Source organism: Paraburkholderia sp. SSBN10T, from assembly GCF_056619545.1.
This window is the reverse complement of record NZ_JBWQQI010000001.1, coordinates 450,337-476,141: the sequence shown is the minus strand read 5'-3', so window position 1 is coordinate 476,141 and position 25,805 is coordinate 450,337. Positions and strand designations below refer to the sequence as shown.

Sequence of the window (25,805 nt, the reverse complement as noted above, 5' to 3'; positions counted from 1 at the left end):
CACTCCCAAAGACGCCCCTTCCTGCGCACGTGCGTCTGTTACCGCATGGCTAACCTCGCTTCAGTTCGACTAACTGGAGTTGTTCTTCGCCGACTGTTCGGTACCTGAAAGGCACGAAACCAAAAGCGGCGTAAAGCGCCAAAGCCGGTTCATTTCGCGTACCTGTCGAAACCGTTACTACATGAGCTCCCGCTGTGTCCAATAACGTCGACAACAGTCGTCGTGCAACGCCTCGCCGCTGATATTGAGGCAGCACGGTCAGCGAAGAAATAGACGGTACCGGCTGAACGCCAGACCATTCGACGCTCGCCACACCAACTAGCACATCATTCATGTACGCACCGAAAAATTCATCGGAGGAGCACCGAATATCCGCGGCGGTTCTCTTAAGTGGGGGAAACCACGTGGCCTCCAACAGCTTCGCTTCTTGCAAGTACGCAGCATACTGAACCACCTGAATTTCTTCGGCTATCTTCTCGTTGGTGTTATCTATGGTCGCAACAAGGATGGGCTGCATGGCACGATGAGAATTTAAAGGGTTATGGTTCTGTTCGACATGCGTCTGCCGGTGACGACAGACGCATGTCGGCGATCGGACGTCAGGCCTAACCGGGACCAACGATCTGGTAGGCCCCACTCGGCCGATCCCGCCGTAACTGCTAGCGCGCCCGAGCGCTACGTATCATCGCCGACAGGACATATCCGGCAATTCTCGGATTCTCCTTGATCCTCCGGGTGCTGTAACCATACCAGTCATGACCGTACGGCACATAGACGCGCACGCTAAATCCTTGTGCAAGCAACGCATCACGCAGCGGTTCGCACACACCCAGCAACATCTGGAACTCGAATCGTGACCTGTCGATTTGCTCGCGTTGCAGCCAATTGATCAGCACATCGATCAATTGTGCATCGTGCGTTGCAATGCCCACGAACGATCCCGCCTGTATTGCGCTCGAAACGTGCCGAACGAAGTGCGCGTTGATCGCGGCCCGATCCCTCGATGCACCATCGACGAGATGCTCGTTTGCCTCTGAATAAATGCCCTTGCAAATGCGCATGCGGCTCTTGCGTGCCTGCAGCGCAACGATGTCACCGTTTGTGCGAGTCAAATACGCTTGTAGCGCGATTCCGACTGGATACCCGTCCGCTTCGAACTTCAAGAACGCGTCGAGCGTTTTCTGGGTGCAACTGATGTCTTCCATGTCGATGCACGCGCTGATTCCGTGCAATGCTGCCGCTCGCAGAATCACCGAGACCCGCGCCACGCATGCGTCTTCGTCGAGATGCAACCCCAGCGCGGTCAATTTTATCGACAGCTCGGTGGTCTCATTTTGCGCGCCGAGCGCCTGGACGAGTTCGAGATATTCGCGAGTCATCGACTCTGCCTGATTCGAAGACGACGCAGTCTCGCCCAACACATCAACGGTTGTTCGGAAGCCTGCTGCGTGGAGCGCGTGGATGCGCGTGCGGGCATCGCAAAGCGTTTCGCCGGCGATATAGCGGCGGGAGATTTTACGAATCAGCGAACGGGGAACGAGCGGGATGGCGTGAGCCGCCATCGTATTGAAAATACGCATGTTGTGGTCTCATGAAAACGCAGTCGCACGGATCGGGATGCAATAAGTCGATTCGAGCGACATCTCCGGACTGTTATTCACAACAGGTCCGGGACGAATGCCAAGCCAGATGCAATCACTGCATCGACACAGGCTTTCAGTGCGTTTTCGAGGGAGGCCAGGCTGCTGCGTACATTGTTCGAGTGGAGTCTTTTGCAGTTCGCTACGGAGTGGGGCAAAGCCTGCTTTCGTATGTCAGTCAGGCATCGCGAATCGTAGCACGAACGAACGGTGGTCATGAGGCGATGGGCGCTGCATCGGGGTTGTAATTGTCAACGACTCGCGCCCTCCCCGCCGGATGTTTCAAATTGGCCGGTCGCTGCCTGATGGCGACCGGCAGCACACGACCCACGATCAGAGGAACGGCGACTGCCTCTGCAAGCGCTGATCGCTATTTCCACCGAACAGCGTCTCGCCGTTGATTACTTTACGGTTACAACAAAACCTTGAGAGCCGTCTCCTCCAATTACCACAGTATTTTGAAGGGTTCGATTAAGGAGTGCACCGGGGGAATCATTAATAAAGATCGGGAAGCCTCCGACATTCGGACCAACTTGGCTAAATCTAGCGGCGAGCCTTCCGTCTGACTCCATCAAAAAAATATCCCCTAGAGTAGGATTAGGAGGACAGCAAAGATATTTTTTATCGTTCACGTTGCCCGGCGAATTCAACTTCAACGTCACACTCTGAAAATCGTCGCTCGTAACGGGATTGTTTGTATCCCATTTTGAAGGAGTTGCGCTAAACAATAGTCTGCCAGTGTTGTCGACTGACAGATACAACGAGGGAAGCGTGGCATATCGGATCGTAATAGTGGTCATGAAATTCTCTCGAATTACGTTAGCTATACTACTAAAATCATAGAGGCGCCAACGAAAAATTCAGCGCCCATGCCCACTGCCTCAGGCCAGCGTAAACGTGCCGGTCCCGCTGCCAGAAAATTGTCCGTTGATGGTCGCGGCATATTGCGGCGGGTGAACCAAAACGGCCAGTAGGCGAGTCCCTTCAAGGAGAGCCAGACTGATTGAGCCGTTGCCAATTGACAATTGCAGCGACAACGGAATGCCGATCAGATTCTCCGCATCAGGGACCGTTCCTTGCAGGTAAACGCCGGAGATGTCGATATTGTCCCCCGAACCCGTGGCCTGGCCGACAAACCGCACCGGCACACCTTGCTGCGGGGCATTCGGTCCGATGTCCGCGGGTGACGCGGTGATATAGATGGTTTCGGAATGAGGCGCGCAGCCGCAACCACAACCTTCGAAGTTGAAGTATCCGCAGATATTCTGTTGACATCCGCATCCACACAAGGATTGCGGATGCACACTCTGATCGAAGGCCGCTTGCAGGGACGGCCTCTTACTGACCAGCGTTTGCCGGTCCTTGATTGCCGCGTCATAGGCTGCCTGCGATTGCTCACTGAGCGCATCGGCCTGCTCGGGCGTTATATTTCTAAGAGGTAAGTTCATTTCCAAAGTCCTTTAGATTTTTGCGGTATAGACCTGAAGACATTGCGCCTCGCTCGACCGGCGGGTGATTTGCGTTTGCGGCGCGATGTCTTCAGTAAAAGATTTGTCTTTCGGGGGAAAACTCATCTGGCCGAACCGAAGTCCGGCCTGGTCTTTGAGTTGCTGGTACCAGTGATGGAAAGCGCGATCCGCCCAAGCCATCACTTAAGGCGAAACATCAAGACCTCAGCTAACGATGATAAACGGGTCCCAGCAGAAAAAGCCGACAGTCTTCCCGTTCGAATTGTCGACCAGAACGAAGGACAGTGAGTATTGAATCTTTACATTCACTTTTTCGATTGTCGCAGAGACAGTGTTCGTCTGATTGACGAATTTACTGGGTGTCGTAGAAGGCGGATTCCCCAGACCCAAATACATATATCCCTCGGCGCTCACATAGTCCAGCGGACCCATCGCCGCGGAAGGGTTGAAGGTGCCGTTGTACAGATATACGGTGTAGTCTCCGTTGACGTCGAAGGTCGTGATTGCCCACTCCACCACATCGCGAGCCTTTGCATTGATTTGCAGTTCCGATTGCCCCTGGGTGTTATTGGCAACGGAGGCATTGGGCGCAACCATTGCGATGAAAACGTCTGATTGCGAATATGAACCGAGGGACGTGGGCGCGTCAATTTTTCCGGGACTCAAAACGTGATCCTGGACCTGTTGCGCCAATTTTCCACCATCTACCGCCACGAGAACATTGATCGTTGCCATGATGATTTCCTCACACCGTTTATTAGGGCCAATTAGAACTGGCAGATTTAACATTCAATACAGCACCCTATTAGCGAAATCACCCGCTGGATATTCGGATTCACAAATAAGGCAATGTGATTCTATGAGTCGACGCCCGTCAATCCAACTGGCAGAACTGACAGGTCAGGACGGCGTTCCGTACTAACCCTGATGCCGTCAGAATTGGGAGAAAATAGTACGCCAGCGCCCCGGTTAGCCCTGTGGCATATATATCGGCATGAGAACTGCTTCGCTCCCCTCCGATTGAAAATCGAGGTCGGCACAATTTCATTGATTCTTTTGATCGTACAGTGCAGTTATCGTACGCCCGTCAACTGAATGGCTTCCAGATCTGTTTCGAGCGTGTGTATTTTTTCTTGCAATTGCCTTTCACGCCCAAGAATTCGCCCGCGCAGCTTGTTGTTCTCGCTCTGCAACCCTCGAAAATTTAATGATGCCAATTGTTATAGATTTTGCGATTCGTATTTTTTGTCTGACCTGAATAATCCAGGCAGTGTCTTACGAGGATTGGTTCTGCATGACAAATGAGATTGTGAGAATTCCAGGCCTTCAGAGCTAACGCTCTATATCTCAAATGGCCCCGTTTGGCCGATGATCATCGGTATCCACACAGCATACGAGCACCTCGGCATCGTCCTTGCTGAGGCTCAAATAGACGTGCCCCACCGCACTGTCGAAATACAGGCTGTCACCGGGCATCAATTTAAACGACTTGTTGTTTTCGAAGCGCAATTCCAGTTTGCCGCTCAGCACGAAAACGAATTCTTCGCCTGAATGCCGGATGTATTCCGGGAAGTCCGACAGCGAGCGCGCGCGAATGTGTGCGCGCATCGGCACCATCCGCTTGCCGGTCAGGTTGTTGGCGAGCATGCCGTACTCATAGTTCGGCGTGTCGTAAATCTCCTGCTTTCCGTTGGCCGTAAAGGACGGTTTCATCGCGCCCGCTGCGTGCTTGCGGCGTCGCCCGAAGATCGCATCGAACTCCAGTTCGAGCGAGTGCGCGAGCGCCGCAAACTTGTCGTAGGTCAGTGCGATATCGCCGCGCTCGGCCTTCGAGATCGTCGACACGGCGATGCCCGAACGCTCCGACAACTCGGTCAGCGTCAGTCCACGCGCCTTGCGCGCCTGCCGCAAATGGCCGCCGACCAGTTTGTGATCGAGCGCGGGCGGCGCCTCGTGGGTGTCTGAGACCTGTTCTTCCATCAATGCCTTGACCATCTCGTTCCCATCCGCACTAAATTTTCTCAGATACGAGAATTTATTTTTTTCTCATATATGATAACTCACGTCGATTCCACCATCCTTGTGGGAACTCTATCGTGTCAACACTTGCTCTCCGGAAGTCTGGCCTGACGAAGACGCACGTCATCACTGCTACGACGATTGGCACGGCGCTCGAATTCTACGACTTTACGATCTACAGTTTCTTTGCGATCCAGATCGGGCAACTGTTCTTTCCGGGCGCGGGACCTGCTAACCAGTTCCTGCTGGCGATCGGTGTGTTCGGCGTGGGCTTCGTGGTGAGGCCGCTAGGCGGGATCGTGATCGGCGCCTATGCCGACCGCGCGGGCCGCAAGAGTGCGATGGTGTTGACCATCATGCTGATGGCGCTGAGTTGCGCGATGATCGCCTGTGCGCCGACCTACTCTGTCGCAGGCATCGCCGCACCGTTGATCGTGCTGGTCGCGCGGGTGATCCAGGGCTTTGCGGCCGGCGGCGAGTTCGGTCCCGGCACCACGTTGCTGGTCGAATACGCCACCGACAACACCCGCGCATTCTTCGCCAGTTGGAACTTCGCCGCCACGGCGGCGGGCCTCGTACTCGGCGCGCTCGTCGCCACGCTGGTCAACGTCTCGCTGTCCAGACAGGCGGTGCTCGACTGGGGCTGGCGCGTTCCGTTCCTGCTAGGCATCGTTGCCGCACCGGCAGGCATGCTGATCCGCAAACGCCTCGACGAAACGCTCACCAGCCACGGCACTGGAGAAGCCAGGCCGCACGGCGCGCTCAGGCAGGCGTTGACCACGCATCTGAATCTCACGATACTCGGCACCCTCGCCGAACTGGGCGGCTCGGTCTCCGTCTACATCACCGCATTCTTTCTTCCGAGCCATGCGGTGCGCGCGCTGCATCTGTCGCCCACGTCAGCGGTAACCTCGGGCATCGTCAGCTCGCTCGTGCTGTTCGCCGCCGCGCCGATAGCCGGGATCCTCGCCGACCGCTTCAGCCGCAAGCGCGTGCTGGTCGTCTCGCGGATCGTGATGCTGCTGCTCGTGTACCCCGCATTTGCGTTTCTCGGCGCCCACCCGTCGATAACCGTGCTCTGCATCGTCTCCGCATTGCTGTCCGTATTCGTCGCGGGGCAAATCGTACCTGTGCTCGTGATGATCCCCGAACTGTTTCCGCGGCACGTCCGTGCAACCGGAATTGCGTTGACGTATGTGGTCAGCGCGTCGTTTTTCGGCGGATTCTCGCCGTTTATCGCGACCTGGCTGGTGGCGCGAACCGGTAATCCGCTCATGCCCGCCTGGTACGTCGCCGCCGCGTGCGCCATTTCGCTGGTGCCGGTAATCTGGCTGCGGGACCGGACCGGCGAGGCGCTCGCCTGATACATCGAGGATGCAATGAGTCATGCTAACGAGTTGGTCGGCCGCAGTGCGGTCGAATTGCGCAGGATGATCGGCGCCAAAGAGATTTCGCCCGTCGAATTGCTTGATGCCTGCATTGCGCGGATCGAGGCGATCAATCCCGCCGTGAACGCAATCACGGCGACGGATTTTCCGGCGGCGAGAGAAGCCGCCAAACGCGCGGAAAAGCAAGTGCTCGATGGCGCACCGTTAGGCCTGCTTCACGGTTTGCCACTAGGCATCAAGGATCTCGAGAACACGGCAGGCCTTCTGACGACCTATGGCTCGCCGATGTCGCGCGGCAACGTCCCCGCGCACGACGTGGTGCTGGTAGAACGCCTGCGCGCCGCCGGTGGAATCGTTACGGCGAAGACCAATGTGCCCGAGCTTGGGGCGGGCGCGAACACGCGCAATCCGGTGTGGGGTGCGACCGGCAATCCGTTCAATACCACGCTGAACGCCGGCGGTTCCTCGGGCGGTTCTGCGGCTGCGCTCGCATGCGACATGCTGCCGGTCTGCACGGGTTCCGATACCGGCGGATCGCTGCGCATTCCCGCCGCCAAATGCGGGGTTGTGGGTTTCCGTCCGACGCCTGGTCTCGTGCCGAACTCGCGCAAGCTGGTTGGCTGGACGCCGATTTCAGTGGTCGGACCGCTGGGCCGCACTGTCGCTGAAGCGTGTCTGCAACTCGCGGCCACCGCCGGTGTGTCCGCCAGCGATCCGCTCAGTTTTCCCGTCGATCCGCTGAGTTTCGCGCTGCCCGCGGAGATCGATCTGGGCACGTTGCGGGTCGGCTGGACCGAAGACTTCAACAGTTGCGACGTCGACGACGAGATTCGCCAACTGTTTCGCGAACGCATCGCACTGATCGCCCCGTCGTTTCGCTCGTGCGAACAGGTGAGCTTCGATCTGGGCGACGTGCATCGCTGCTTCGACGTGATTCGCGCCGAGAGCTTCGTCGCCGGCCTGCACGATGCCTATATGCGCGACCCGAACCAGCTCGGCCCGAACACACGCTCGAACTATGAAATGGGTGCGAGCATGAGTCTCGCGGACAGCGCATGGGCACAGGCCGAACAGACGCGCATTTTCAAACGCTTCCAGCAAACCTTCGAACAGTACGACGTGATTCTTTCGCCGACCACACCGGTCTCACCGTTTCCGTGGCAGCAACTCTATGCCGCGCAGATCGGTGGACGTGAACAGGACAACTACTATCGCTGGCTCGCGCTGACCTACGTCGTCACGCTGACGACCCATCCGGCGGTGTCGCTGCCCTGCGGCGTCGATCATGCGGGCATGCCGTTCGGCTTGCAGATCGTCGGGCCGTTTCATGGCGACCGTAAGACACTCGCCGTCGCGCATGCGATGGAACGGGTCTTCGATCAGTCACCCGTGCTGCGCCGTCCACGTCCCGACCTGTCGACGCTCACGCAACCCAATGCGTCACTGAAGTCCATCGTGACTTCGCCTCCGCTGTTCAACGAGTCCGGCCCGAGCGGCGCCGGCATATCCACGGTGTGAATCCATGTCGAACGAAATCAAACGTCTGCAAACGAATGCCCGCATGAGCCAGGTGGTGATCGCCAACGGTTTCGTCCATCTGGCCGGTCAGGTTCCCGACACGGCAAACGTCTCCGTCACCGACCAGGCCAACGAAGTCCTCGCGCGGATCGACGCATTGCTCGAGTTGGCTGGAGTCGATCGCACGCGTCTCGTGTCGGCCAGTATCTGGCTTAGCGACCCGAAATACTTCGCCGAATTCAACGCGGTGTGGGACGCGTGGGTGCCCACAGGGCACGCCCCCACACGCGCCTGCGTGCAGGCGCTGCTAATGAAGCCGGGTTGCGACGTCGAAGTCGCAGTGACGGCGCTGGCGGCGTAGTCATCGGCCCGTAAGCTCATGAGCACAATGAAATTCGATGCCGTTGTACTCGGCGCGGGAATCGTCGGCGTATGCGTCGCGGTCCATCTTCAAAAACGCGGCTGCCAGGTTGCGCTGGTCGATCGCAAGCTGCCCGGCAACGAGACCTCGCTCGGCAACGCGGGGCTGATCCAGCGTGAAGGTGTGTATCCCTATGCATTTCCTCGCCAACTCGGCACGTTGATGCGATATGCACGCAACCAGTCGCCTGACGTTCGGTACCACGCCAATGCGATGCCCAAGGCCGCGCCGTTTCTCTGGCAATACTGGCGCCATTCTCATCCGGTCAAACACGCGGCGATCGCGAGATCCTATTCGACGCTGATCGAACATTGTGTGAGCGAGCACCATGCGCTGGCCGCCGATGCCGGCGCGAGCGCGTTATTGCGTCCGAGCGGCTGGATGAAGGTGTTTCGCACCGAAGCAGTCCGCGACAGCGAAACGCGGTTTGCCGAGCAGTGGCATCGCGAATACGGCGTCGAGTTCGAGTCGCTCGACCCGGCGCGCCTGCAACAGATGGAGCCCGATCTCGACCGTAGCTTGACCGGCGCATTGCGCTACACGGCCTCAGATTCAGTGAGCGATCCGAATGCGCTGGTCACGGCTTACGCAAAATACTTCGAACATCTTGGCGGACGCGTTTTCATCGGCGATGCGAATACGCTGCGCGATCATTGGCAGGTCGATACGAACGCCGGGACGATCGCGGCGTCTTCGGCGGTGGTCGCGCTGGGTCCGTGGTCCGATCAGGTCAGTTCGCGGCTAGGCTATCGCCTGCCGCTGGCTGCCAAGCGCGGGTATCACATGCACTATGGCTCACAACCAGGAACGCGCCTGAATCATCCGGTCCTCGATGTCGAAAACGGTTACATGCTGGCGCCGATGGCTAAAGGCATCCGCTTGACGACCGGCACCGAAATCGCGCGGCGCGACGCGCCGAAGACGCCGAACCAGCTCGCTGCCGTCGAACCGGTTGCACGTACGCTGTTCCCGTTGGCCGAACGTCTGGACGCCGAACCGTGGATGGGGCGACGCCCATGCACGCCCGACATGATGCCGATCATCGGACCGGCAGGAAATCATCAAGATTTGTGGTTCGCGTTTGGCCATGCGCACCACGGGCTCACGCTAGGTCCTGTGACCGGTCGGCTGATCGCCGAGATGATGACCGGCAAAGAGACGTTTGTGGATCCGCGGCCGTTCAGGGTGGACCGGTTTTAGCACTGAGCGGGCGGTGCAAGTCGAAGGCGCCAAGTCCGGTGAGTGTGAACGGTTCGCGATAACGCGGTTGAGGACGTCCGCGTCGACCCATTACTGCGTTACTGGTCATTGACCCCGATCAGCTCAGTCGTCGAGCGCAGCCAACTGCACGAGCGCACTAACGCCGTCGATGGCTTTCATCAACTCTGCAGGTGCGTCGTGCCGTGCCCGCAGATAGTCGGTTGCGTTATACGAGAGCCAGACGCGGCCGTCGCCGTCCTGCCACACCAGCACCTTCAGAGGCAGATCGAGTGCCGCAGTCGGCACAGCTTGCATCAGCGGCGTCCCAGCCATCGGATTACCGAACACAAGCAACTGCGCCGGCAGCATCGAAAGTCCCGCGCGCTGCGCATCGGCCGCGAAGTCAATGCGGGCGAACAAGATGATGTGCTTCGCGGCGATCAGTGCAGCGAGTTTGTCCGCCGCCTGCTCGACGGAGCGATTCGTGGGTACGGTGACGATGCCGTTATCGGCTGGATGAAGGTACATGGGTTCCTCCGAGGATCGCCGCGACGAGGGGGAATATAAAGGGAAAGTGAACGCGATGTATTGCATCGAGCACTTTTCAGGTACCTTTCGACGCGATTGCCTGTTTGCCCAACGAGTTTAGTCGCTAGCCGAAAAAAGCGCTTAAGCTCACTTCAGGCAGCGAGAAAGCCTGCCGTGCTTATCGGGTCCTTGCGGCACGCGTCCGCCCCTTCACAGGGGATTGCCCAACCGCATCTTGACGGAACTTGCCGAGCACACGCCTCGCCGCGTCCTTGCAGTCCTCGCCCGCTACCCTGTTCGTGATCTCATCGATCAGTGTACGCAGGTGATGCTTGGTCTGCGCCAAATGCTGTTCGAGCAATTCGATCTCACCTACCTTGCGCTGAAACGCCTGAATCAGTGCTTCGTGAGGCCACGCATCCAGATCGAGCGGCAAAACCGCGCGGATTTCTTCCAGAGAAAATCCCGCGCCCTGCGCGCGATTGATGATTTCCAGCCGGGTCAACGTCTCCGGATCATATTCACGGTATCCGTTGGTTTGCCGCTGTGCAGGCTGAAGCAAACCTTGCGCTTCGTAGAACCGGATTCGCGAGGCGGCAATGCCGCTCAATCTCGCAAGTTCGCCAATCTTCATTCACGGCTCCCCGCGCTTGACATTAAAGCTAACTTTAAGGTTAAGGTTGATCTGTCGTCAACCACGGATACGCCGATGAAGCTGTTCACTCCCCTTACCCTGCCCAATGGCGCCTCGATTTCGAACCGTCTGGCCAAAGCCGCCATGGAAGAGAACATGGCCGACGCGGACCATGCGCCGTCCGACGCGCTCCTGCGCCTGTACGACGCCTGGGCTCAAGGCGGGGCCGGCCTGATCCTGACCGGCAACGTCATGGTGGACAGCCGTGCGATGACCGGACCGAACGGCGTGGTGCTGGAGGACGACGCCCATCTAGATCGCTTTCGTCGTTGGACGCAGATCGCGCGTGCACATGGCGCGCATGTCTGGTTGCAGATCAATCACCCGGGCCGTCAGATGCAAGCCGCGCTCGGGCAGGCCACGCTTGCGCCATCCGCGGTGGCGCTAGAGTTGGGCGCTTTGTCCAAACAGTTTCCTGTGCCAAGAGAAATGACCGAGCAGGACATCGCCGAGGTGCGGCAGCGCTTCACGCGCAGCGCGCAGCTCGCGGAGCAAAGCGGCTTTACTGGTGTACAGATCCACGCGGCGCACGGCTATCTGCTCAGCCAGTTCCTTTCACCGCTATCGAACAAGCGACAGGACCAATGGGGCGGCTCTATCGAGAATCGCGCACGCCTGCTTGTCGAAATCGTCCGTTCCGTGCGAAGCGCTGTCGCGCCCGGATTCGTGGTTGCCGTCAAACTGAATTCGGCTGATTTCCAGCGCGGCGGTTTCAGTTCGGACGACGCGAAGCGTGTGGTCGAGATGCTCAATCCGCTCGGCGTCGATCTCGTGGAGCTTTCCGGCGGAAGCTACGAGGTCCCCGCCATGCAGGGACAGGCCCGCGATGGCCGCACGCTTGCACGTGAAGCCTATTTTCTTGAATTCGCGCGCGATATTCTGGCGGTCGCGCACATGCCCTTGATGGTCACGGGCGGCATTCGCCGCCGCGCGGTGGCCGAGGAGGTGATCGAGAGCGGCATCGCGATGGTCGGCATCGCAACGGCGTTATCCATCGATCCCAACCTGCCGCGCGCCTGGCAGGATGGCAAGGACAACGCGCCGGCGCTGCGGCCGATTGCGTGGAAAAACAAGGCGCTGGGCTCGCTGGCAAATATGGCCGTCGTCAAGTTTCAGCTCGGGCGGCTCAGCGAGGGACGCACGGCGAATCCGAACGTCTCGCCGCTCAAGGCTCTGATCTTGCAGCAACTCGCCGCCACGTGTCAGACGCGGCGTTACCGACGGTGGATGGTTTGGAAGACGCCACGTTAGCGCAACAGAATGAATGGCGGTTTGTGGTCGCACTGTGTCCGAAGACGGCTGGATTTACCCAGCAAAGGCTCGCTCTGTCCAGATTCGTGTTCTGCCGGTGACCAGCAAGTCAGCGGTCACAGCAGGCTGTTGTGACACAGCTGTGACGAGATGCGCCTTACTCTGCCCTTCCCCTTCGGAATTATCTAACCGCATGTTAACCGAGCCGATTTCGAGCACCATGAAAGCCTGCGAGCAGATCGAAAACCGGTTCCATCCGGGACGCAATCCATGATGTGCAGCCGGTAACGATATTGTTCCTTTAAGCTCCTTGTAGTTCGCTGTGCCAGCACTATACTTCGGACGGATCGTTCTCAATCACCCTTGGGAACGGCTCCACCCCAGCAGCGCGGAATTATTTCCCCAAAGAATTCAGTCAGGGAATCCCCGCTGTCAAATTCGGGGTTTCGGTTATAAAAATTTTCATAAGTTCTACTCCATTCCAACAGCCTCAACTGATCCGGTAATCGCCGCGTCCGTTGACGGTGACTCGTGCTGCTCAGCGTTCCAGGATCGAACCCCACGAACCTGGACAACCTGAGAAGACACGCTCACCTTCTGACGTACATGCCTCATGTATGTTTTCAGCGTGAAACCCTAAATTAGTCTGTTGTACGTATTACATTCGCCTCACTTCAACCAGAGGCGAACGGAATATCAAGGTTACCGATACCCTGGCGTATGCGCGGCCGTCGGAAGCAGATAGCTCGAAGGCCGCCGCCGAACCGTTGGACATCATCCGATGCCCACGTGTTTCTCACAGGAGGTTTTCAGCCATGGCAAAACATTTACTACGCGGCAGCGAGAGAATGCCGCTTGAAGGAGCACACTCCATCGGCAAGTCCCATCCGGCCGAGCGACTCGAAGTCAGCGTGCTTGTGCGGCGTCATTCGGGTGACGCGTTCAAGGAACGCGCAAAGAAGCTGGCCGCTGGCGACCGATCGGACCCTCGCCTCAGCCGCGAGGAGTTCGCGAAGCAATTCGGCGCCGCCCCGGCGGACATCGCTGTCATCCGGAAGTTCGCGAGCGGTCATGGCCTTGCTATCGTCGAAGAAAGTGCGGCGCGCCGGACCATCGTGCTGTCCGGCACCGTCGCCCAGTTCAACGACGCATTCGGCGTCGATCTGCAGCAATTCCAGTATGCGGGAGGCTCGTATCGCGGGCGAACCGGAACGATCCAGTTGCCGGACGAACTGGCTAGCATCGTCGAAGCGGTACTGGGGCTCGACAACCGGCCCCAGGCGCGGCCGCACATCCGAACCCTTGCAAAAAGCTCCGCGGCGGCGGCAACCTCGTTTACGCCCGACAAGATTGCCTCGATGTACGACTTTCCCGATGGAACCGGCCAGGGCCAGTGTATCGCCCTGATCGAACTCGGAGGCGGATATCGTCCAGCCGACCTCGCAGCATATTTCGGCAAGCTCAACCTTGCCACGCCCAACGTCTCGGCCATTTCGGTCGACCACGGCAAGAATCAGCCGAGCAGCGATCCGAACGGATCGGATGGCGAAGTCATGCTCGACATCGAGGTCGCCGGTGCGGTTGCGCCCGGCGCAAACATCGCTGTCTATTTCGCACCCAACACCGATGCGTCATTTCTAAACGCAGTGACGACCGCGATCCACGATACGACCAATAAGCCCTCGGTGATCTCAATCAGCTGGGGCGGTGCGGAAGTTAACTGGACGGAACAGACGATGACGGCGTTCGACGAGGCCTTCCAGGCAGCGGCTACGATGGGAATCACAGTGTGTGCCGCGTCCGGTGATGACGGCTCAAACGACGGTGTGAGCGACAACGCGGACCACGTCAACTTCCCCGCTTCGAGCCCTTACGTACTGGCATGCGGAGGAACCCATATACAAGTGTCCAATGGGACCATCAGCGAGGAAACCGTCTGGAACGACGGGGTGAATGGCGGAGCAAGCGGCGGCGGCGTCAGTACGTTTTTCCCTCTTCCGACCTGGCAAAATAACAAGCAGGTGACGCGGGCCGGCAACGCACAGAGCGCACTGACAATGAGAGGCGTTCCCGATGTTTCGGGCGACGCCGATCCCGAGACCGGCTATCAGATTCGCGTCGATGGTCAGGATACCGTTGTTGGCGGAACCAGCGCGGTAGCGCCACTATGGGCTGGCTTGATCGCACGGATCAACGACGGCAGGGCGACTTCTGTGGGTTATATCAATCCGCAGTTGTATCAGACCTTCAGCAGTCTTGACGACATCACCATCGGGAACAACGGGGATTTCTTTGCCTCCCCCGGTTGGGACGCGTGCACAGGCCTGGGAAGTCCGGACGGCCGGAAGGTGCAGGCAGCATTCTAGTGATACACGTCGACGCAGGTGGACTTTCTCTCATCGTGGGCGGTGGCGAATCGCCTCCGCCCACGATGCCTGGCGACAAGCACTATTCCCCCAAATGCTCTCGCAAAAACTCAATGAATCGTTGCGTCTTGGCCGGTAACAACCGCGTCTCGGTGATCGCATAGACGGGAATCGGCGGGGCCTGCCAGGCCGGCATCACCCGGCGCAACATTCCAGCGGCAACGTCATCGGCCACGATTTCCTCGGCCAGCACAGCGATCCCGTGATCGAGCGCAGCCAGCCTCCGGATCATGCCGACGCTGTTCAACAGGAACCGGCCGCCTACTGCGATCTCAACGGTTTCCTTTTCCCTGTGAAGAGTCCAGCCGTTGACCTCCGCCGGGCTCAGACGCAAGCACTCGTGTCGCATCAGATCGGCCGGCTCAGCGGGCTCGCCAAAGCGTTCGATATAACGCGGCGATGCGTAGAGATGCCGCGGCAAACGGGCGAGCTCTCGTGCAATCAGATTCGAGTTCGGCGGCTCGCCCATCCGGATCGCGACATCGAACGGCTCCGTAATCAGATCGACGCGGCGCGGTGTCAGGTCGAATTCGAAGCGGATGCCGGGATAGCGGTGTGCGAATTCCGCGAGCAGCGGTGCGAGAAAGATATTCGCAAAATCCACCGGCAATGACGCATGCAACACGCCAACGGGCTGAGCCACCATCTCGCCGAGTTGCTCGTGCACAAGCCGCGCCTCGTCCACGATGCGTCTCGAGCGCTCGAAATAGAGCTGGCCTGCTTCGGTCAGCTCGAGCTTGCGCGTAGTCCGATGCAGAAGGCGCAAGCCGATTGCCTTCTCCAGCGCATTGATCCGGCGTGAGAGCGTCGAGTTCGGCACCCCAATTGCCTCGGCTGCGCGACGAAAGCTTTTTGCCTTGACCACCTCGACAAACAAAGCCATGTCGTTCAGAAATTCCATCTCACTGCTCCATAAATGGCTCAATGATTTCCATTTTGCCATCTTTATCCCGCATACGGTTTACCGGATGATCACGACATCTGATGAACACATCACCACCGAGGAGCACAACATGAGCCAGCTTTTCACCCCTGTCCGCATTGGCGGCCTGTCCATGCCGAACCGTATGGTGATGGCCCCGATGACCCGCTCGCGCGCCGATGACGCAGGCGTTCCAGACGACGTCGTCGTCACCTACTACGCCCAGCGCAGCAGCGCGGGGCTGATCCTTACCGAGGGTGTGTTTCCTTCCGCGACCGGTAAGGGCTATGTGCGCACGCCCGGCATCCATAGCGATGCCCAGGTGGCTGCATGGAAGCGGGTGACTGAAGCCGTGCATGCCTGCGGAGGACGTATCTTCATGCAGTTGATGCACAGCGGGCGCATCTCGCACCCGTCGCTGCAGCCGAACGGCGCGCTGCCGGTGGCGCCGTCGGCCATCAAGCCGGCTGGACAGACCTGGACCGGCAACGGCATGGAAGAATTCGTGACGCCGCGAGCGCTGCGTCTCGATGAAATCGCCGGCGTGGTCGACGAGTACCGTATCGCTACGCGTCGCGCCATCGAAGCCGGCTTCGATGGCGTGGAGTTGCATGCTGCTTCGGGCTATCTGCCCGAACAGTTCCTCTCCTCCGGCAGCAACCATCGTGAGGACGAGTACGGCGGTTCCGTTGCAAAGCGCGCCCGTTTCGTTCTCGAAGTCCTGGACGCGATGGTGGCGGAGGCCGGTGGCGATCGCGTCGGCATCAAGATCTCGCCGGAAATGAACTTCAACGACATCTCCGACGCCGCGCCACAGGAAACCTACACGTACCTCGTTGAGCAGCTCCGCGGCCGCAATCTTGCCTATCTGCACGTCGCGCTGTTCGGTACCAGCGTGGACTACCACACACTGCTGCGGCCGCGTTTCGATGGCGCCTATCTGATCGGGGGAGGACTCAACCAGGCATCCGCTGAAAACCTGCTTGTCGAGGGACGCGCCGACGCCACGGTCTTCGGGGGTGCGTTCCTCGCCAACCCGGACCTGCCTGAGCGGTTCCGCCAGGGCGCGCCCCTCAACACCCCGGACAAGAACACGTTCTACTCGCCCGGAGCACAGGGCTATATCGATTACCCCGCGCTGAGTGCGGCCGGTAACGCCTAAGGACATGAGTCATGTCGACAGCCATCGTTCGCATGCAGCGCGCCAACCGGGGAAGCCATTTCCGCGCGTACCGCCTGCACGGTTCAGATCCCTTGCAGCTCGATCCCTTCATGGGCATCGACCATGCCTGGATGAGTGCGCCCACCTTCCCGCCGCATCCGCATGCCGGCTTCTCCGCGGTGACCTACCTGTTCCTCGACTCGGAGACGGGCATTGCCAACCGCGATTCGCAGGGCAACAACACGCTGATCGGGCCGGGCGGCCTGCATTGGACCGCTGCAGGGCGCGGCGTGGTCCATGAAGAGAATCCCGCAGTGCTGGGGAGTACTACCCATTTGCTGCAAATATTCGTCAATCTCCCTCGCGAACAGCAGAATGCGGCGCCGTTCGCACTGACACTGGCTCCGCAGGACGTGCCGATGGCGCGCCGCCCCGGCGTCCGGGTCCGCGTGCCTCTAGGCAGCTTCGAGGGCATGCGCTCCCCGCTGACTCCGCCGACCGAGGTCACCTTGCTGGACATCACGCTGGAGGCCGACGCTGAACTGACGCTGCCGGTGGCAGCGGGCCAGATCGCCTTCTTCATGCCGATCAACGGCCGCGCGGAGCTCAATGGCGAAGGTTTCAGTCTCGACGACCTCGGTGCCCCAATCGTGCCGAGCACGGCCGACGCGACGACGCACAAGCTGACCGCCGGAGCTGGCGGAGCCAAGGTCGCCGTGTTCATCGGCGAGCCGCTGCGCCAGCCCGTGCTGTCAAACGGACCCATGGCGTTTGCGAGCGAAGAAAGCCTGATGGCGGCAAGCGCCGCTTACAACCGTGGCGAGATGGGAAGGCTGTAACAGTCCGCCATGCAACCCTTACCTGCACCCCACCACTAGTTAGGAGCGACATCATGAAGGTTGAACGATTCACTGCCGATAACACCGCCTTGCTGCTGATCGACCACCAGGTTGGCACGATGCAACTGATCAAGAATATCGACCGGGAACTCGCAGCCAGGCAGTCGATTGCGCTGGCCAAGATGGCGAAGATCCTCAGCCTGCCGGTCGTAATAACGTCCAGTCAGGAAGACCGCGCCCAAGGCCCGATTCTTCCGGAAATCGCCGCGATCCTGCCTGAAGCGCATACCGCACGGGTCAAGCGTCCCGGCATCGTCAATGCCTGGGCCTATCCCGACTTCCGGAATGCAGTGCTCGCCACGGGGCGCAAGAACCTGATCATGGCAGGCGTGACCACCGACGTTTGCCTCATCTTCCCGGCGATTGACGCCGCGCTCGAAGGCTTTGCCGTGCAGGCAGTGCTGGACGCTTCCGGATCGCCCAGCGATCTTTCCGAAGAGTTTTCGCGTCAACGTATGCACGATGCGGGCGTGGTACTCACCGCCACCAACACGCTCATGGCGGAAATCGCGCAGGACTGGTCCACCCCGACCGGACAACAACTGATCACGTTGCTGTTCACTGATGTGTTCCCGGCCCTTGGCGCCGGCATTGCTTAAATCCGAAGACCTTCGACGGATTGAAGATGGCGTTATGTTTCGTTGACGCCGTCCGGCCACATGAGCGCGACGATGTTCTCAATTCCGGACCGCGCTATCAGACTCAGCGCGCCATGAAAACATGCAGCGTAAGTGGCGGCGGCCGCCACATCGTCCGATACAATCGGCCGGAAGAATGCCGGGGACAGCCGCATCGGCTGACCATCGCTACCTGATTTTCACGTTGGACCAAGGACCTCAGGCAATGAACCAGGAAGACAAGATGCCCTCCGTATCGACGACGTTTGCGACGCCCCTCGACTTGTACCAAGCAATCTCACGCGTATGGTCCGCAGACACGGCAAGTCCGACCAACGCCTGGTCACCATCGAATCCGGCACAGAATCATTGCAGCGTCACCTCACTCGTCGTGCACGATTATTTCGGTGGCGAGATTCTGACTACGCGGACGTCGGGCGGCACGCACTTCTACAACCTGATCGACGGGAAAAAATGGGATCTGACTGTGAGCCAGTTCGCCGAACCGGTGCCGTATGACGACACGCCTTCCACTCGCGAAGCGGCATTGGCGGATACCTCGCAGGAAAAATATGCGCTGCTCAAGTCGAGACTGGAAGGAAACAAATAGATAACGCCAAATGCGTTCGGGACGTAACGCTGCCTGGCGTTGCGCCTGCCCAACTGGGGACCATCGTCATCGCCCGCGTTTGCAACTTCGAGAAGATCGATTGCTGGCCGGCGACAAACTTCCGGGTTCCGTTGCCAGGAACGCCTCCCGACCGGAAACACAGCGCACAGTCCTAACGGCGACTACGGCATTCCATTCTCGCAATACGCTGCAAAACCGGGGCGATCGGCAAGGCGGTGGAAATAATCGGACACTGCGGGAAAGCCGGGATGCTCGAACGGCGTGCTGAACCAGCGATTCACGGACAAACCGATAGGAACGTCGGCGAGGCTGAACTGATCCCCGGCAACGAACGCGCCCGTGGCATGAAGTTGACGATCCAATATCCGCATGTGCCGAGTCCAGCTTGTGAGCGACGTCGCAATCTCATCCAGCGACTGATGCGCAGGAGATTTTCTGACCAAGCCGAGAAATGCGTAGCTCCAGGACCGGTTCAGGTCCGTTGCCTGCCAGTCCATCCACTGATCGATCCTTGCCCGCTTTATAGGCATGGTGGGATAAAGCGCTTCGCCGCCATAGCGGGAAGCCAGATAGCGGATGATCGAGTTAGACTCCCAAAGCACGAAGTCGCCGTCCTTGATGACGGGCACAAGGCCATTGGGATTCAACGATAGGAATTCGGGCGTGTCAGTTTGTCTAAATCCCGTGCCCCAGTCCTCCCGCACAAAGGGAATTTGCAACTCGGCACAAACCCAGAGCACTTTGCGGACGTTGATGGACGAGGCTTTTCCGAGGATCTTCAGCATGCGAGGCTCTGGTAATTGGCAATGCAGCCGGTCTAGGCAGGTAAAAAGCAACCACTTCCAGCGGTACACCGGTCGCACCTACGCTTCGGGGATTTCGATTGTCCCTTCAAGATATTGAATAGCCTGACCGGAGATGTACACCCGGTCGTCGTGTACGCGACAATGAAGCAATCCGCTACGACGGGACACTTGCATGGCCACGAGTTCCAGCTTGCCCAAACGCTCGGACCACAATGGTGCAAGCGCCGCGTGAATAGATCCGGTCACCGGATCTTCATCACCGCCATTGGCAGGCCAAAAGTAGCGGGATACAAAATCGTAGTTGTCGCCGCGCGCTGTCACTACGACATCGAGTGGACCCAGGGTCGACAACAGACTGAGTTCGGGTACGACGAATCGTACCTCGTGTTCGGTTCCGTAGATGACAACATAGGCTTGCTGGTTGATCAGTACTTCTTGAGGCCGTATCGAAAGCCCTTTGATCAGGTTTTCGGGTATTTCATTCAGTCTTTCAGGCCGGCGCTGCGGGAAGCTCATTTCGATCAAGCTGTCATGCGTCTGGCGAACGGCAAGCCGACCGACCGCTTTCGCGACAAACTCGATGATGTCCAAGCCATCCTGTTGCTTGAAGATCACATAGGCACTTGCCAGCGTGGCATGTCCGCAAAAAGCGATTTCCGTCAGCGGCGAAAACCAGCGGATGTCGAACGCGCCGTCAGCATTTTTGACGAAAAACGCTGTTTCGGACAGGTTGTTCTCAGCGGCTATTGCCTGCATCAAGTTATCGGGCAACCAGCGTTCGAGCGGCACTACCGCAGCGTAATTGCCTTTAAATACCTGATCCGTAAACGCGTCAATCTGATAGATCGGCAGTTTCATGAGATGTACCTGATCAAAGCGGGAAGTTAGTCGGCGATTTGCAGTGGTATTCGTTGAATACGATATCAGCACGTCAAGCTTGCAGACATGTACAGTTTTCGACGTTCGGCACAAAAAGCGACTGGTCAGCCAGAGCGGCGACACAGTGTGCCGGTTGCCAAATCGTTGGTCCTCTCAGCCCGCCCGCAAGAATTGTCGGCAATCCAGACCTCTGTGTCGGATGTCTCAAACTGGCCGGACCCGGGTCGACCCACCACAGCCCTTCGACATCACCCGCACTCAACCGCAGCTTTCAAGGATATAACGGTCGCTCGCAAAGTCTGGTGGGGCGGCGACTCGGAGCCCCCGCAGGGCCACTGACGACGAGCTCTTCAGACGTGTAGCGGCAAACGATCGGCGTGGCTCCATCCTGGCGTCACCAATCAGTCATGCGTTCGTGTTTCCATCTATTACGTTTCATTACCAGCCGTTCAGCATATGCTGGTCCCGCCCCCCGCGTACACGTTTCAGGAGAGAACCATGCCAAGCATTCGACCTGTTTGTGCATTAAGCCGTGTTGCAAGTTGCGCCGCGCTGGCGTTCACCGTGCTTGGTTTCGCCGCTGGCGCCGCCGCGCAAAGTTCAGCGCAACCGGTGGTCACGCCGGGTTTCACCCTGAGCGTCTTCGCGGCGGGTTCCGGCGGACTGTTCAGCGCACCGGACTCCCTGGCCGTGCTCGATGATCACGTCTGGGTCGGCTACGCAAACACCGGCGCACCGGATGGCTCGAACGGTGCGAAGAGCGAGATCGTCGAATACTCGCTGGACGGCACTATGGTGAAGAGTTACGAAGTAGCGGGACACAACGATGGCCTGAAGGTCAATCCGTACACTCGTGAGATCTGGGCGATGCAGAACGAGGATGCAAATCCGAACCTCGTCATCATCAACGCCGGGACGGGCCAGGCCTCTGCACCTTATTCGTTTGGCAAGACACTGCACGGCGGCGGTTACGATGACATTGTGTTCAAGGACGGCCAGACCTACTTCAGCGCGTCCAATCCCACCCTTAACGGCAGCGGCCAGAATACGGGGCCCGCGATTGTTCGCGTAGTGCACCTTGATGCAAACACCCACACGGTCGACGTCACGCCGGTATTGCGCGGCACACTGAACGCCAGCAACATCCCGTTTGGCACTGTGGCGACGCTCAACCTGACCGATCCGGATTCGATGACGCTGACGCCGTCGGGCGATGTCCTGCTCGATGACCAGGGAGATGGCCAGCTCGTCCTGTTGCGCTCTTCGGGCGATGAACCGCGAGTGCAATATCTTCCGCTTCTCGGTCAAGTGCAGGTTGACGACACGGTGTTCGCGACTGCGCGACGTGGCTACCTGCTGGTGTCCGACACGAAGGCAAACACGGTCTACAAGGTCAGCGCCAACGTCTGGCAGCGCGACGCAGCATTCTCGGCCTCTACGGGCGTAGCCACTGCCACGCCGCCAGTACCGGGATATGTGGGCCAACTGGATTTGCGGAGCGGGGCGCTCCTTCCGTTGGTGACCAACCTGGTCAGCCCACACGGCATGGCTTTCGTATCGACAGACAACAGCCAGCAGTAACGCGCTCGGCTGGCTTTGCTTGCTGAATGCTGCAATCGCCGCGCGCAAATTCTGCGGCGATTGCGTTAGCAGGCGCGTGTTTCCCGAACGCCGGCTTCGCTGCTTGCCGCATCCTCGGCCTTATGGAAAGCTCCGCATAAGGCCGAGGTTGTGACGACAGCATTCGATACTCGAATGGCCGTTGCGAGTGGCGGACGGGACATTCAAGCGTCAATTGGAAGTTACCGGTCAAAGGCTGCTCGTGGCCGTTCCTGCCTGATGGCGATCGGCAGCACTCGGCCCCGAAGGGACGCACGATGACGCCGAAACCGGCCAGTCGTACTGTCAATCGTGCGCTCTGCGTTAGTCTGAATTGTCTACGCTAATGCCTTCAGCCGGTGTTTCAAATCGCTTCAAACATTTGCTCCAGGACCGCATTCTGGGCATGGAGCAAAAATGCCTTCGCCTGAACGACGCGGCAGCTAGCATGCATCATCGCGCTTTCCGAAACTTCCTCGCCGCGAGAAACGGGTGGACACGGCAGGAACTCGGCGTCCGGTCTCCGTCTCTCCAAAATTTCAGTCGTGATTCGATAGCGGGACAATTCCTCGGGTTTGGCTTCCGTAGGCCAACAGTCCGTCACTAGAATATCGGTGTCCGAGAGTTCGGCGAGGTCGGTACTCGTGTAGAAACGAGACGTAGCTCCCGGCGATGCCGGCGCGTGCCATCTCTCCGGATAGACCTGGACAACCGTAATCGGCAGCGCCGCGGCAGCCTCGATCCAGGAGCCTAGAATATTCGACTCGGGGGATACGACGCCCACTTTGATCCCGTCGATCGTGCCATGCCGATGAAAGTAAAACGCGAGATCGCCAAGCGTTTCACAAGGATGGTTTTGCCGAGTGCGCGCATTGACGACGGGTCCTCGCGATAAATCCGCAAGCAAGCGTAGGACAGCAAGGTCTGGTGCACGCGTAACGATACCGTCGAACCAGTTGTCAAGGTATGCGGCGAGATCTCCCAGATCCTCACGGGTGTCCCAGCACAAGGGCGCGTGCACGCATAGACCGCCCATGGACTGAATGCCAAGATCGAACGCCGTCGTGTTTCGCCAGCCGGTATCGTTGACCACAAGGCCAATGCGCTTACCCGCCAGACTCTGAGGCATGCGCCGCTCTTTCCAGAAGCCGGCTAATTGCTGCGTGCGTTCGAGCAGTTTTACAAGCGTTGCCGAATCAAGATCGTTTAAGGCCAGAAAATCAGATTTTGTTTGAACCATGGCGTTTTGTAGAACAACGAGCTTACCTTCGTGTGAAGGCGATATCGGAAGAGCCGCTCACGCTTACTTGCGCGGCTTCGCGTTCCCCTCATACTTTTTCCAGTACTGAAACTCCTCTTCGTGCACCTCGAAATCAAGCTCCGAGACGCGCTGCAGAAGCCGCTCCTGCGCGTCAGCCACGGCCTTGTTGTAGATATTGGGGCCAATCTCTTCCAGGAAGAAACCGAGGAGCGCGCCAGCAGCGATGTTGCCGATAGGCTCCTCCATATTTTTCTCGAAGTACTTCTGAATGGATGCAATCGCATCGGCTCGAACTTCTTTGGTCAACTCAATTGTCATGGAAGCTACGTCCGGTAAAATTTCCGTGAAAGAAGCCCTATCCGATTGACGATTGCCGGCAATCTCAGCAATCGTGCGTACCAGTGCCGAATCTAACGGCCTGTGACACCGCGAAGGATTCGCTGGTGTCCATCTCCGACGCGGGCAAGAATAGTGAACCAGGATTATTCATCTCGATGATGGTCTTTATCTGCCGTTTGGTGCAACTGGCGGCACGTGTTCATTTATCGGAGCTGCCCGCCTCGGCACGCCGCAACACGCCCTCACGTGATTTGCTGGACCCATTGACTCCGCCATTCCGGTGCATCAAAGGGCTCCGAGAAATACTGGGTCTCGTGGACGACCTTGGTGTCGCGGAACTCCATAATGCTGACCGTGTACGTCGCTCGCCCCTGGTAGGAAATGATGTATTCCGTCACCCAAAGAGCGCCCTTTCCTTGAATTTTCCTTACGTTAAAACCCGATGGCTTGTCTGGATGATGGCCACGCAGCGCTTGCAAATTTGCCCGCCCGACAATTCGCTCGCCTGACTGGGGATAGTCACAGATCGCATTGTCATCATAGATGTCGTGTTCTGCATCAAGATCGCCTGCTGCCGACGCGCGCCAGTGGGCATCCAGGGCGTTACGGATTCTTGCTTCCTCCATCGGATGCCTCCGGATATGTTCGATGGTGTGCCTTGCACTATAGAACAAGAAGGTATGGCTGCGAGCGCGCTTGTACGGTTATGGGATTCATAACGGGGGCACGACTACTCCGCGCGCTGGCTTTTTCAGCGGAAGGAGGCTTCCGAGGCGGTCGTTCGGCGGCACTTTGCGCCCCGGACTAGCCGTTCACGAACGCTCAGAGCGGACGTTCCCAAGCGTAAGAAAATTCGGCGAGCCGAGAATCTGTGTAAGCTTGCGTGCGACGCACAGCAACGTAAGCGATCGATGAACGACGCCCCTCGGTCATCGAACGTGTAAGACCGTTCTGATATCCTTCGCCTCTCATTCTTGGTGGCCGGGAGTGGTGACATGCGTTGGATAGTGACCCTTGTGCTCGCAATCGTATGTACCTGTTCCGCGCTGGCTGCCCCGGCCGCCTTTAACGCGGGGGTAATCCGACTCACAGTGGTGGGCGAAGCTGCTCCTTTCGACACGGTTGTCTTTTACCCTACGCATGAGCGTGAGGTTCCATGGCAAGCCGGTCCGTTCACTGTCGATGCGACGCGCAATGCTCCGCCGGTACCGGATAACCGCTTCCCGGTTGTATTGATTTCACACGGACGAGGTGGCGGCCCCTTCAGCCACCGTGAACTGGCTACTGCTCTGGCTCGAGCCGGATTTATCGCCGTCTTGCCGACGCACGTTGGGGATGCTTCAGGCTATCCCCGAGCTCCGTCCCAAGCCCAGATCCTGATTGATCGCCCCCGGCAGGCAGAGGCCGCGCTCAATGCAGTCTTCGCAGATCCACGGTTTTCCGCGAGCGCCGATGTCAGCCGAATTGGCATGATCGGATACTCGGCCGGTGGCTACACCGCGCTGATTCTGGCGGGAGCGAAACCCGACTTTGCGTATGCCAGCGCGTACTGCGCAAATCACGATGATCCGGGATCGTGTCCGCATCCAGCAACCAGCAATAGTGGGCACGACACCCAAGGTGAAGCAGCCGTACCCGCTGACCTGATAGCGTGGCAACCGCCCGTTGATCGTCGCCTGAAGGCGTTGGTGCTGATGGATCCGCTAGCGATGATGTTTGAGGCACCTGGCCTGTCCGCTGTGCGCGTACCGACGATGCTCTATCGACCGCAGGACGACAGCTATCTTGGCTCTGCGAGAAACGCTCTTGCCGTTGTGTCAGGCTTGCCCACACCGCCCGCAGTCCACATCGTGCCAGGCAACCACTTCGTTTTCATTGATCCTTGTCCGGCCTCGGTCGCGGCCAGTGTGGCGCTGATCTGCCAGGATGCGCCCGGGATCGATCGTGTGGAAATTCATCGCCAGATCGACCATGAGGTCGTGGACTTCCTACGCGCAAATCTATAACTCAGCCAGATATTACCGGCGGAAATACACTTCTCACCGCCGCTGTCGACGATGACATGCTCGTCGGTTTCGAGCGTAAACAGGTCAGCGTGTCGGATGCATGCCATGACCGCCGGAGCAGGCAAAAATT

The 25,805-nt window shown here is 58.7% G+C and carries 26 protein-coding genes; 12 read left to right on the top strand and 14 right to left on the bottom strand.

Annotated features, from left to right (window positions below):
• Positions 1–49 precede the first annotated feature (49 nt).
• The 6 genes from AC1ECK_RS02165 to AC1ECK_RS02140 all read right to left on the bottom strand — a co-directional run bounded on the left by AC1ECK_RS02165 (position 50) and on the right by AC1ECK_RS02140 (position 5,104).
• Positions 50–517 carry a GNAT family N-acetyltransferase gene (locus AC1ECK_RS02165; RefSeq protein WP_480315385.1) on the bottom strand — a complete coding sequence of 156 codons (468 nt, stop codon included), beginning with the start codon at positions 515–517 and terminating at the stop codon, positions 50–52.
• A gap of 142 nt (positions 518–659) precedes the next feature.
• Entirely contained in the window at positions 660–1,580 is a 921-nt protein-coding gene (locus AC1ECK_RS02160; protein WP_480315383.1) for a proline dehydrogenase family protein, read from the bottom strand.
• Positions 1,581–2,041: 461 nt separating this feature from the next.
• A complete protein-coding gene (locus AC1ECK_RS02155) occupies positions 2,042–2,440 on the bottom strand; it encodes a hypothetical protein (RefSeq protein WP_480315381.1) in 399 nt (132 codons plus the stop codon).
• A gap of 81 nt (positions 2,441–2,521) precedes the next feature.
• On the bottom strand, positions 2,522–3,088 hold the full coding sequence (locus tag AC1ECK_RS02150) for a hypothetical protein (protein ID WP_480315379.1): 567 nt from the start codon (positions 3,086–3,088) through the stop codon (positions 2,522–2,524).
• Positions 3,089–3,313: 225 nt separating this feature from the next.
• On the bottom strand, positions 3,314–3,844 hold the full coding sequence (locus AC1ECK_RS02145; protein WP_480315377.1) for an AidA/PixA family protein: 531 nt from the start codon (positions 3,842–3,844) through the stop codon (positions 3,314–3,316).
• Positions 3,845–4,456: 612 nt separating this feature from the next.
• Entirely contained in the window at positions 4,457–5,104 is a 648-nt protein-coding gene (locus tag AC1ECK_RS02140; RefSeq protein ID WP_480315375.1) for a helix-turn-helix domain-containing protein, read from the bottom strand.
• Positions 5,105–5,205: 101 nt separating this feature from the next.
• Between AC1ECK_RS02140 and AC1ECK_RS02135 the strand changes: the two genes are divergently transcribed.
• From AC1ECK_RS02135 to AC1ECK_RS02120, 4 genes are read left to right on the top strand one after another with little or no spacing between them, the layout of a single operon-like run.
• A complete protein-coding gene (locus AC1ECK_RS02135; RefSeq protein ID WP_480315373.1) occupies positions 5,206–6,492 on the top strand; it encodes an MFS transporter in 1,287 nt (428 codons plus the stop codon).
• Between the two features lie 15 nt (positions 6,493–6,507).
• Complete coding sequence (locus AC1ECK_RS02130) at positions 6,508–8,034, top strand: amidase (protein ID WP_480315371.1); 1,527 nt, start codon at positions 6,508–6,510, stop codon at positions 8,032–8,034.
• Between the two features lie 4 nt (positions 8,035–8,038).
• Positions 8,039–8,395 carry a RidA family protein gene (locus AC1ECK_RS02125; RefSeq protein WP_480315369.1) on the top strand — a complete coding sequence of 119 codons (357 nt, stop codon included), beginning with the start codon at positions 8,039–8,041 and terminating at the stop codon, positions 8,393–8,395.
• 27 nt (positions 8,396–8,422) lie between these two features.
• Entirely contained in the window at positions 8,423–9,655 is a 1,233-nt protein-coding gene (locus AC1ECK_RS02120) for an NAD(P)/FAD-dependent oxidoreductase (protein ID WP_480315568.1), read from the top strand.
• Between the two features lie 123 nt (positions 9,656–9,778).
• On the opposite strand, the gene AC1ECK_RS02115 is transcribed toward AC1ECK_RS02120, so the two are convergent.
• Positions 9,779–10,183, bottom strand: a complete 405-nt coding sequence (locus tag AC1ECK_RS02115) for a DUF302 domain-containing protein (protein WP_480315367.1) — start codon at positions 10,181–10,183, stop codon at positions 9,779–9,781.
• A gap of 178 nt (positions 10,184–10,361) precedes the next feature.
• On the bottom strand, positions 10,362–10,817 hold the full coding sequence (locus AC1ECK_RS02110; protein ID WP_480315364.1) for a MerR family transcriptional regulator: 456 nt from the start codon (positions 10,815–10,817) through the stop codon (positions 10,362–10,364).
• A gap of 75 nt (positions 10,818–10,892) precedes the next feature.
• Here AC1ECK_RS02110 and AC1ECK_RS02105 point away from each other — a divergent pair, with 75 nt between their 5' ends.
• Positions 10,893–12,128, top strand: a complete 1,236-nt coding sequence (locus tag AC1ECK_RS02105) for an NADH:flavin oxidoreductase/NADH oxidase family protein (RefSeq protein ID WP_480315566.1) — start codon at positions 10,893–10,895, stop codon at positions 12,126–12,128.
• 815 nt (positions 12,129–12,943) lie between these two features.
• Positions 12,944–14,494, top strand: a complete 1,551-nt coding sequence (locus tag AC1ECK_RS02100; protein ID WP_480315564.1) for a S53 family peptidase — start codon at positions 12,944–12,946, stop codon at positions 14,492–14,494.
• An 82-nt stretch (positions 14,495–14,576) separates the two neighbouring features.
• Here AC1ECK_RS02100 and AC1ECK_RS02095 read toward each other — a convergent pair whose 3' ends face one another.
• Positions 14,577–15,455, bottom strand: a complete 879-nt coding sequence (locus AC1ECK_RS02095) for a LysR family transcriptional regulator (protein WP_480315362.1) — start codon at positions 15,453–15,455, stop codon at positions 14,577–14,579.
• A 112-nt stretch (positions 15,456–15,567) separates the two neighbouring features.
• On the opposite strand from AC1ECK_RS02095, the gene AC1ECK_RS02090 reads away from it, so the two are divergent.
• The 4 genes from AC1ECK_RS02090 to AC1ECK_RS02075 all read left to right on the top strand — a co-directional run bounded on the left by AC1ECK_RS02090 (position 15,568) and on the right by AC1ECK_RS02075 (position 18,764).
• Entirely contained in the window at positions 15,568–16,638 is a 1,071-nt protein-coding gene (locus AC1ECK_RS02090) for an alkene reductase (protein ID WP_480315360.1), read from the top strand.
• A gap of 11 nt (positions 16,639–16,649) precedes the next feature.
• Positions 16,650–17,477 carry a pirin family protein gene (locus AC1ECK_RS02085; protein ID WP_480315358.1) on the top strand — a complete coding sequence of 276 codons (828 nt, stop codon included), beginning with the start codon at positions 16,650–16,652 and terminating at the stop codon, positions 17,475–17,477.
• Positions 17,478–17,530: 53 nt separating this feature from the next.
• Complete coding sequence (locus tag AC1ECK_RS02080) at positions 17,531–18,136, top strand: isochorismatase family protein (protein ID WP_480315356.1); 606 nt, start codon at positions 17,531–17,533, stop codon at positions 18,134–18,136.
• 244 nt (positions 18,137–18,380) lie between these two features.
• The gene (locus AC1ECK_RS02075; RefSeq protein WP_480315354.1) at positions 18,381–18,764 is read left to right on the top strand and encodes a YunG family protein; all 384 of its coding nucleotides are present in this window, start codon (positions 18,381–18,383) and stop codon (positions 18,762–18,764) included.
• Positions 18,765–18,946: 182 nt separating this feature from the next.
• Here the strand turns inward: AC1ECK_RS02075 and AC1ECK_RS02070 are convergent, their stop codons facing one another.
• Entirely contained in the window at positions 18,947–19,570 is a 624-nt protein-coding gene (locus AC1ECK_RS02070; protein ID WP_480315352.1) for a glutathione S-transferase family protein, read from the bottom strand.
• Between the two features lie 78 nt (positions 19,571–19,648).
• Entirely contained in the window at positions 19,649–20,449 is an 801-nt protein-coding gene (locus tag AC1ECK_RS02065; RefSeq protein WP_480315350.1) for a PhzF family phenazine biosynthesis protein, read from the bottom strand.
• Between the two features lie 585 nt (positions 20,450–21,034).
• On the opposite strand from AC1ECK_RS02065, the gene AC1ECK_RS02060 reads away from it, so the two are divergent.
• Positions 21,035–22,051, top strand: coding sequence for a hypothetical protein (locus AC1ECK_RS02060; RefSeq protein WP_480315348.1), 1,017 nt, complete (start codon positions 21,035–21,037; stop codon positions 22,049–22,051).
• Between the two features lie 382 nt (positions 22,052–22,433).
• Here the strand turns inward: AC1ECK_RS02060 and AC1ECK_RS02055 are convergent, their stop codons facing one another.
• The 3 genes from AC1ECK_RS02055 to AC1ECK_RS02045 form a co-directional block, all read right to left on the bottom strand.
• Positions 22,434–23,309 carry a hypothetical protein gene (locus tag AC1ECK_RS02055; RefSeq protein WP_480315346.1) on the bottom strand — a complete coding sequence of 292 codons (876 nt, stop codon included), beginning with the start codon at positions 23,307–23,309 and terminating at the stop codon, positions 22,434–22,436.
• A 63-nt stretch (positions 23,310–23,372) separates the two neighbouring features.
• On the bottom strand, positions 23,373–23,648 hold the full coding sequence (locus tag AC1ECK_RS02050) for a DUF2164 domain-containing protein (RefSeq protein WP_480315344.1): 276 nt from the start codon (positions 23,646–23,648) through the stop codon (positions 23,373–23,375).
• A gap of 263 nt (positions 23,649–23,911) precedes the next feature.
• Positions 23,912–24,295, bottom strand: a complete 384-nt coding sequence (locus AC1ECK_RS02045; RefSeq protein ID WP_480315342.1) for a nuclear transport factor 2-like protein — start codon at positions 24,293–24,295, stop codon at positions 23,912–23,914.
• Between the two features lie 369 nt (positions 24,296–24,664).
• Here AC1ECK_RS02045 and AC1ECK_RS02040 point away from each other — a divergent pair, with 369 nt between their 5' ends.
• The gene (locus tag AC1ECK_RS02040; RefSeq protein WP_480315340.1) at positions 24,665–25,675 is read left to right on the top strand and encodes an alpha/beta hydrolase family protein; all 1,011 of its coding nucleotides are present in this window, start codon (positions 24,665–24,667) and stop codon (positions 25,673–25,675) included.
• Positions 25,676–25,805: the final 130 nt, after the last annotated feature.

Excerpts from the sequence above, each read along its gene's own strand:
- AC1ECK_RS02160 (WP_480315383.1), bottom strand. The coding sequence starts at position 1,580 with ATGCGTATTTTCAATACGATGGCGGCTCACGCCATCCCGCTCGTTCCC.
- AC1ECK_RS02140 (WP_480315375.1), bottom strand. The coding sequence starts at position 5,104 with ATGGTCAAGGCATTGATGGAAGAACAGGTCTCAGACACCCACGAGGCG.
- AC1ECK_RS02040 (WP_480315340.1), top strand. The coding sequence starts at position 24,665 with ATGCGTTGGATAGTGACCCTTGTGCTCGCAATCGTATGTACCTGTTCC.
- AC1ECK_RS02145 (WP_480315377.1), bottom strand. The coding sequence starts at position 3,844 with ATGGCAACGATCAATGTTCTCGTGGCGGTAGATGGTGGAAAATTGGCG.
- AC1ECK_RS02065 (WP_480315350.1), bottom strand. The coding sequence starts at position 20,449 with ATGAAACTGCCGATCTATCAGATTGACGCGTTTACGGATCAGGTATTT.
- AC1ECK_RS02125 (WP_480315369.1), top strand. The coding sequence starts at position 8,039 with ATGTCGAACGAAATCAAACGTCTGCAAACGAATGCCCGCATGAGCCAG.
- AC1ECK_RS02080 (WP_480315356.1), top strand. The coding sequence starts at position 17,531 with ATGAAGGTTGAACGATTCACTGCCGATAACACCGCCTTGCTGCTGATC.
- AC1ECK_RS02045 (WP_480315342.1), bottom strand. The coding sequence starts at position 24,295 with ATGGAGGAAGCAAGAATCCGTAACGCCCTGGATGCCCACTGGCGCGCG.
- AC1ECK_RS02115 (WP_480315367.1), bottom strand. The coding sequence starts at position 10,183 with ATGTACCTTCATCCAGCCGATAACGGCATCGTCACCGTACCCACGAAT.
- AC1ECK_RS02055 (WP_480315346.1), bottom strand. The coding sequence starts at position 23,309 with ATGGTTCAAACAAAATCTGATTTTCTGGCCTTAAACGATCTTGATTCG.
- AC1ECK_RS02075 (WP_480315354.1), top strand. The coding sequence starts at position 18,381 with ATGAACCAGGAAGACAAGATGCCCTCCGTATCGACGACGTTTGCGACG.
- AC1ECK_RS02050 (WP_480315344.1), bottom strand. The coding sequence starts at position 23,648 with ATGACAATTGAGTTGACCAAAGAAGTTCGAGCCGATGCGATTGCATCC.
- AC1ECK_RS02105 (WP_480315566.1), top strand. The coding sequence starts at position 10,893 with ATGAAGCTGTTCACTCCCCTTACCCTGCCCAATGGCGCCTCGATTTCG.
- AC1ECK_RS02110 (WP_480315364.1), bottom strand. The coding sequence starts at position 10,817 with ATGAAGATTGGCGAACTTGCGAGATTGAGCGGCATTGCCGCCTCGCGA.
- AC1ECK_RS02150 (WP_480315379.1), bottom strand. The coding sequence starts at position 3,088 with ATGAACTTACCTCTTAGAAATATAACGCCCGAGCAGGCCGATGCGCTC.
- AC1ECK_RS02155 (WP_480315381.1), bottom strand. The coding sequence starts at position 2,440 with ATGACCACTATTACGATCCGATATGCCACGCTTCCCTCGTTGTATCTG.
- AC1ECK_RS02085 (WP_480315358.1), top strand. The coding sequence starts at position 16,650 with ATGTCGACAGCCATCGTTCGCATGCAGCGCGCCAACCGGGGAAGCCAT.
- AC1ECK_RS02100 (WP_480315564.1), top strand. The coding sequence starts at position 12,944 with ATGGCAAAACATTTACTACGCGGCAGCGAGAGAATGCCGCTTGAAGGA.
- AC1ECK_RS02130 (WP_480315371.1), top strand. The coding sequence starts at position 6,508 with ATGAGTCATGCTAACGAGTTGGTCGGCCGCAGTGCGGTCGAATTGCGC.
- AC1ECK_RS02120 (WP_480315568.1), top strand. The coding sequence starts at position 8,423 with ATGAAATTCGATGCCGTTGTACTCGGCGCGGGAATCGTCGGCGTATGC.
- AC1ECK_RS02095 (WP_480315362.1), bottom strand. The coding sequence starts at position 15,455 with ATGGAATTTCTGAACGACATGGCTTTGTTTGTCGAGGTGGTCAAGGCA.
- AC1ECK_RS02165 (WP_480315385.1), bottom strand. The coding sequence starts at position 517 with ATGCAGCCCATCCTTGTTGCGACCATAGATAACACCAACGAGAAGATA.
- AC1ECK_RS02070 (WP_480315352.1), bottom strand. The coding sequence starts at position 19,570 with ATGCTGAAGATCCTCGGAAAAGCCTCGTCCATCAACGTCCGCAAAGTG.
- AC1ECK_RS02090 (WP_480315360.1), top strand. The coding sequence starts at position 15,568 with ATGAGCCAGCTTTTCACCCCTGTCCGCATTGGCGGCCTGTCCATGCCG.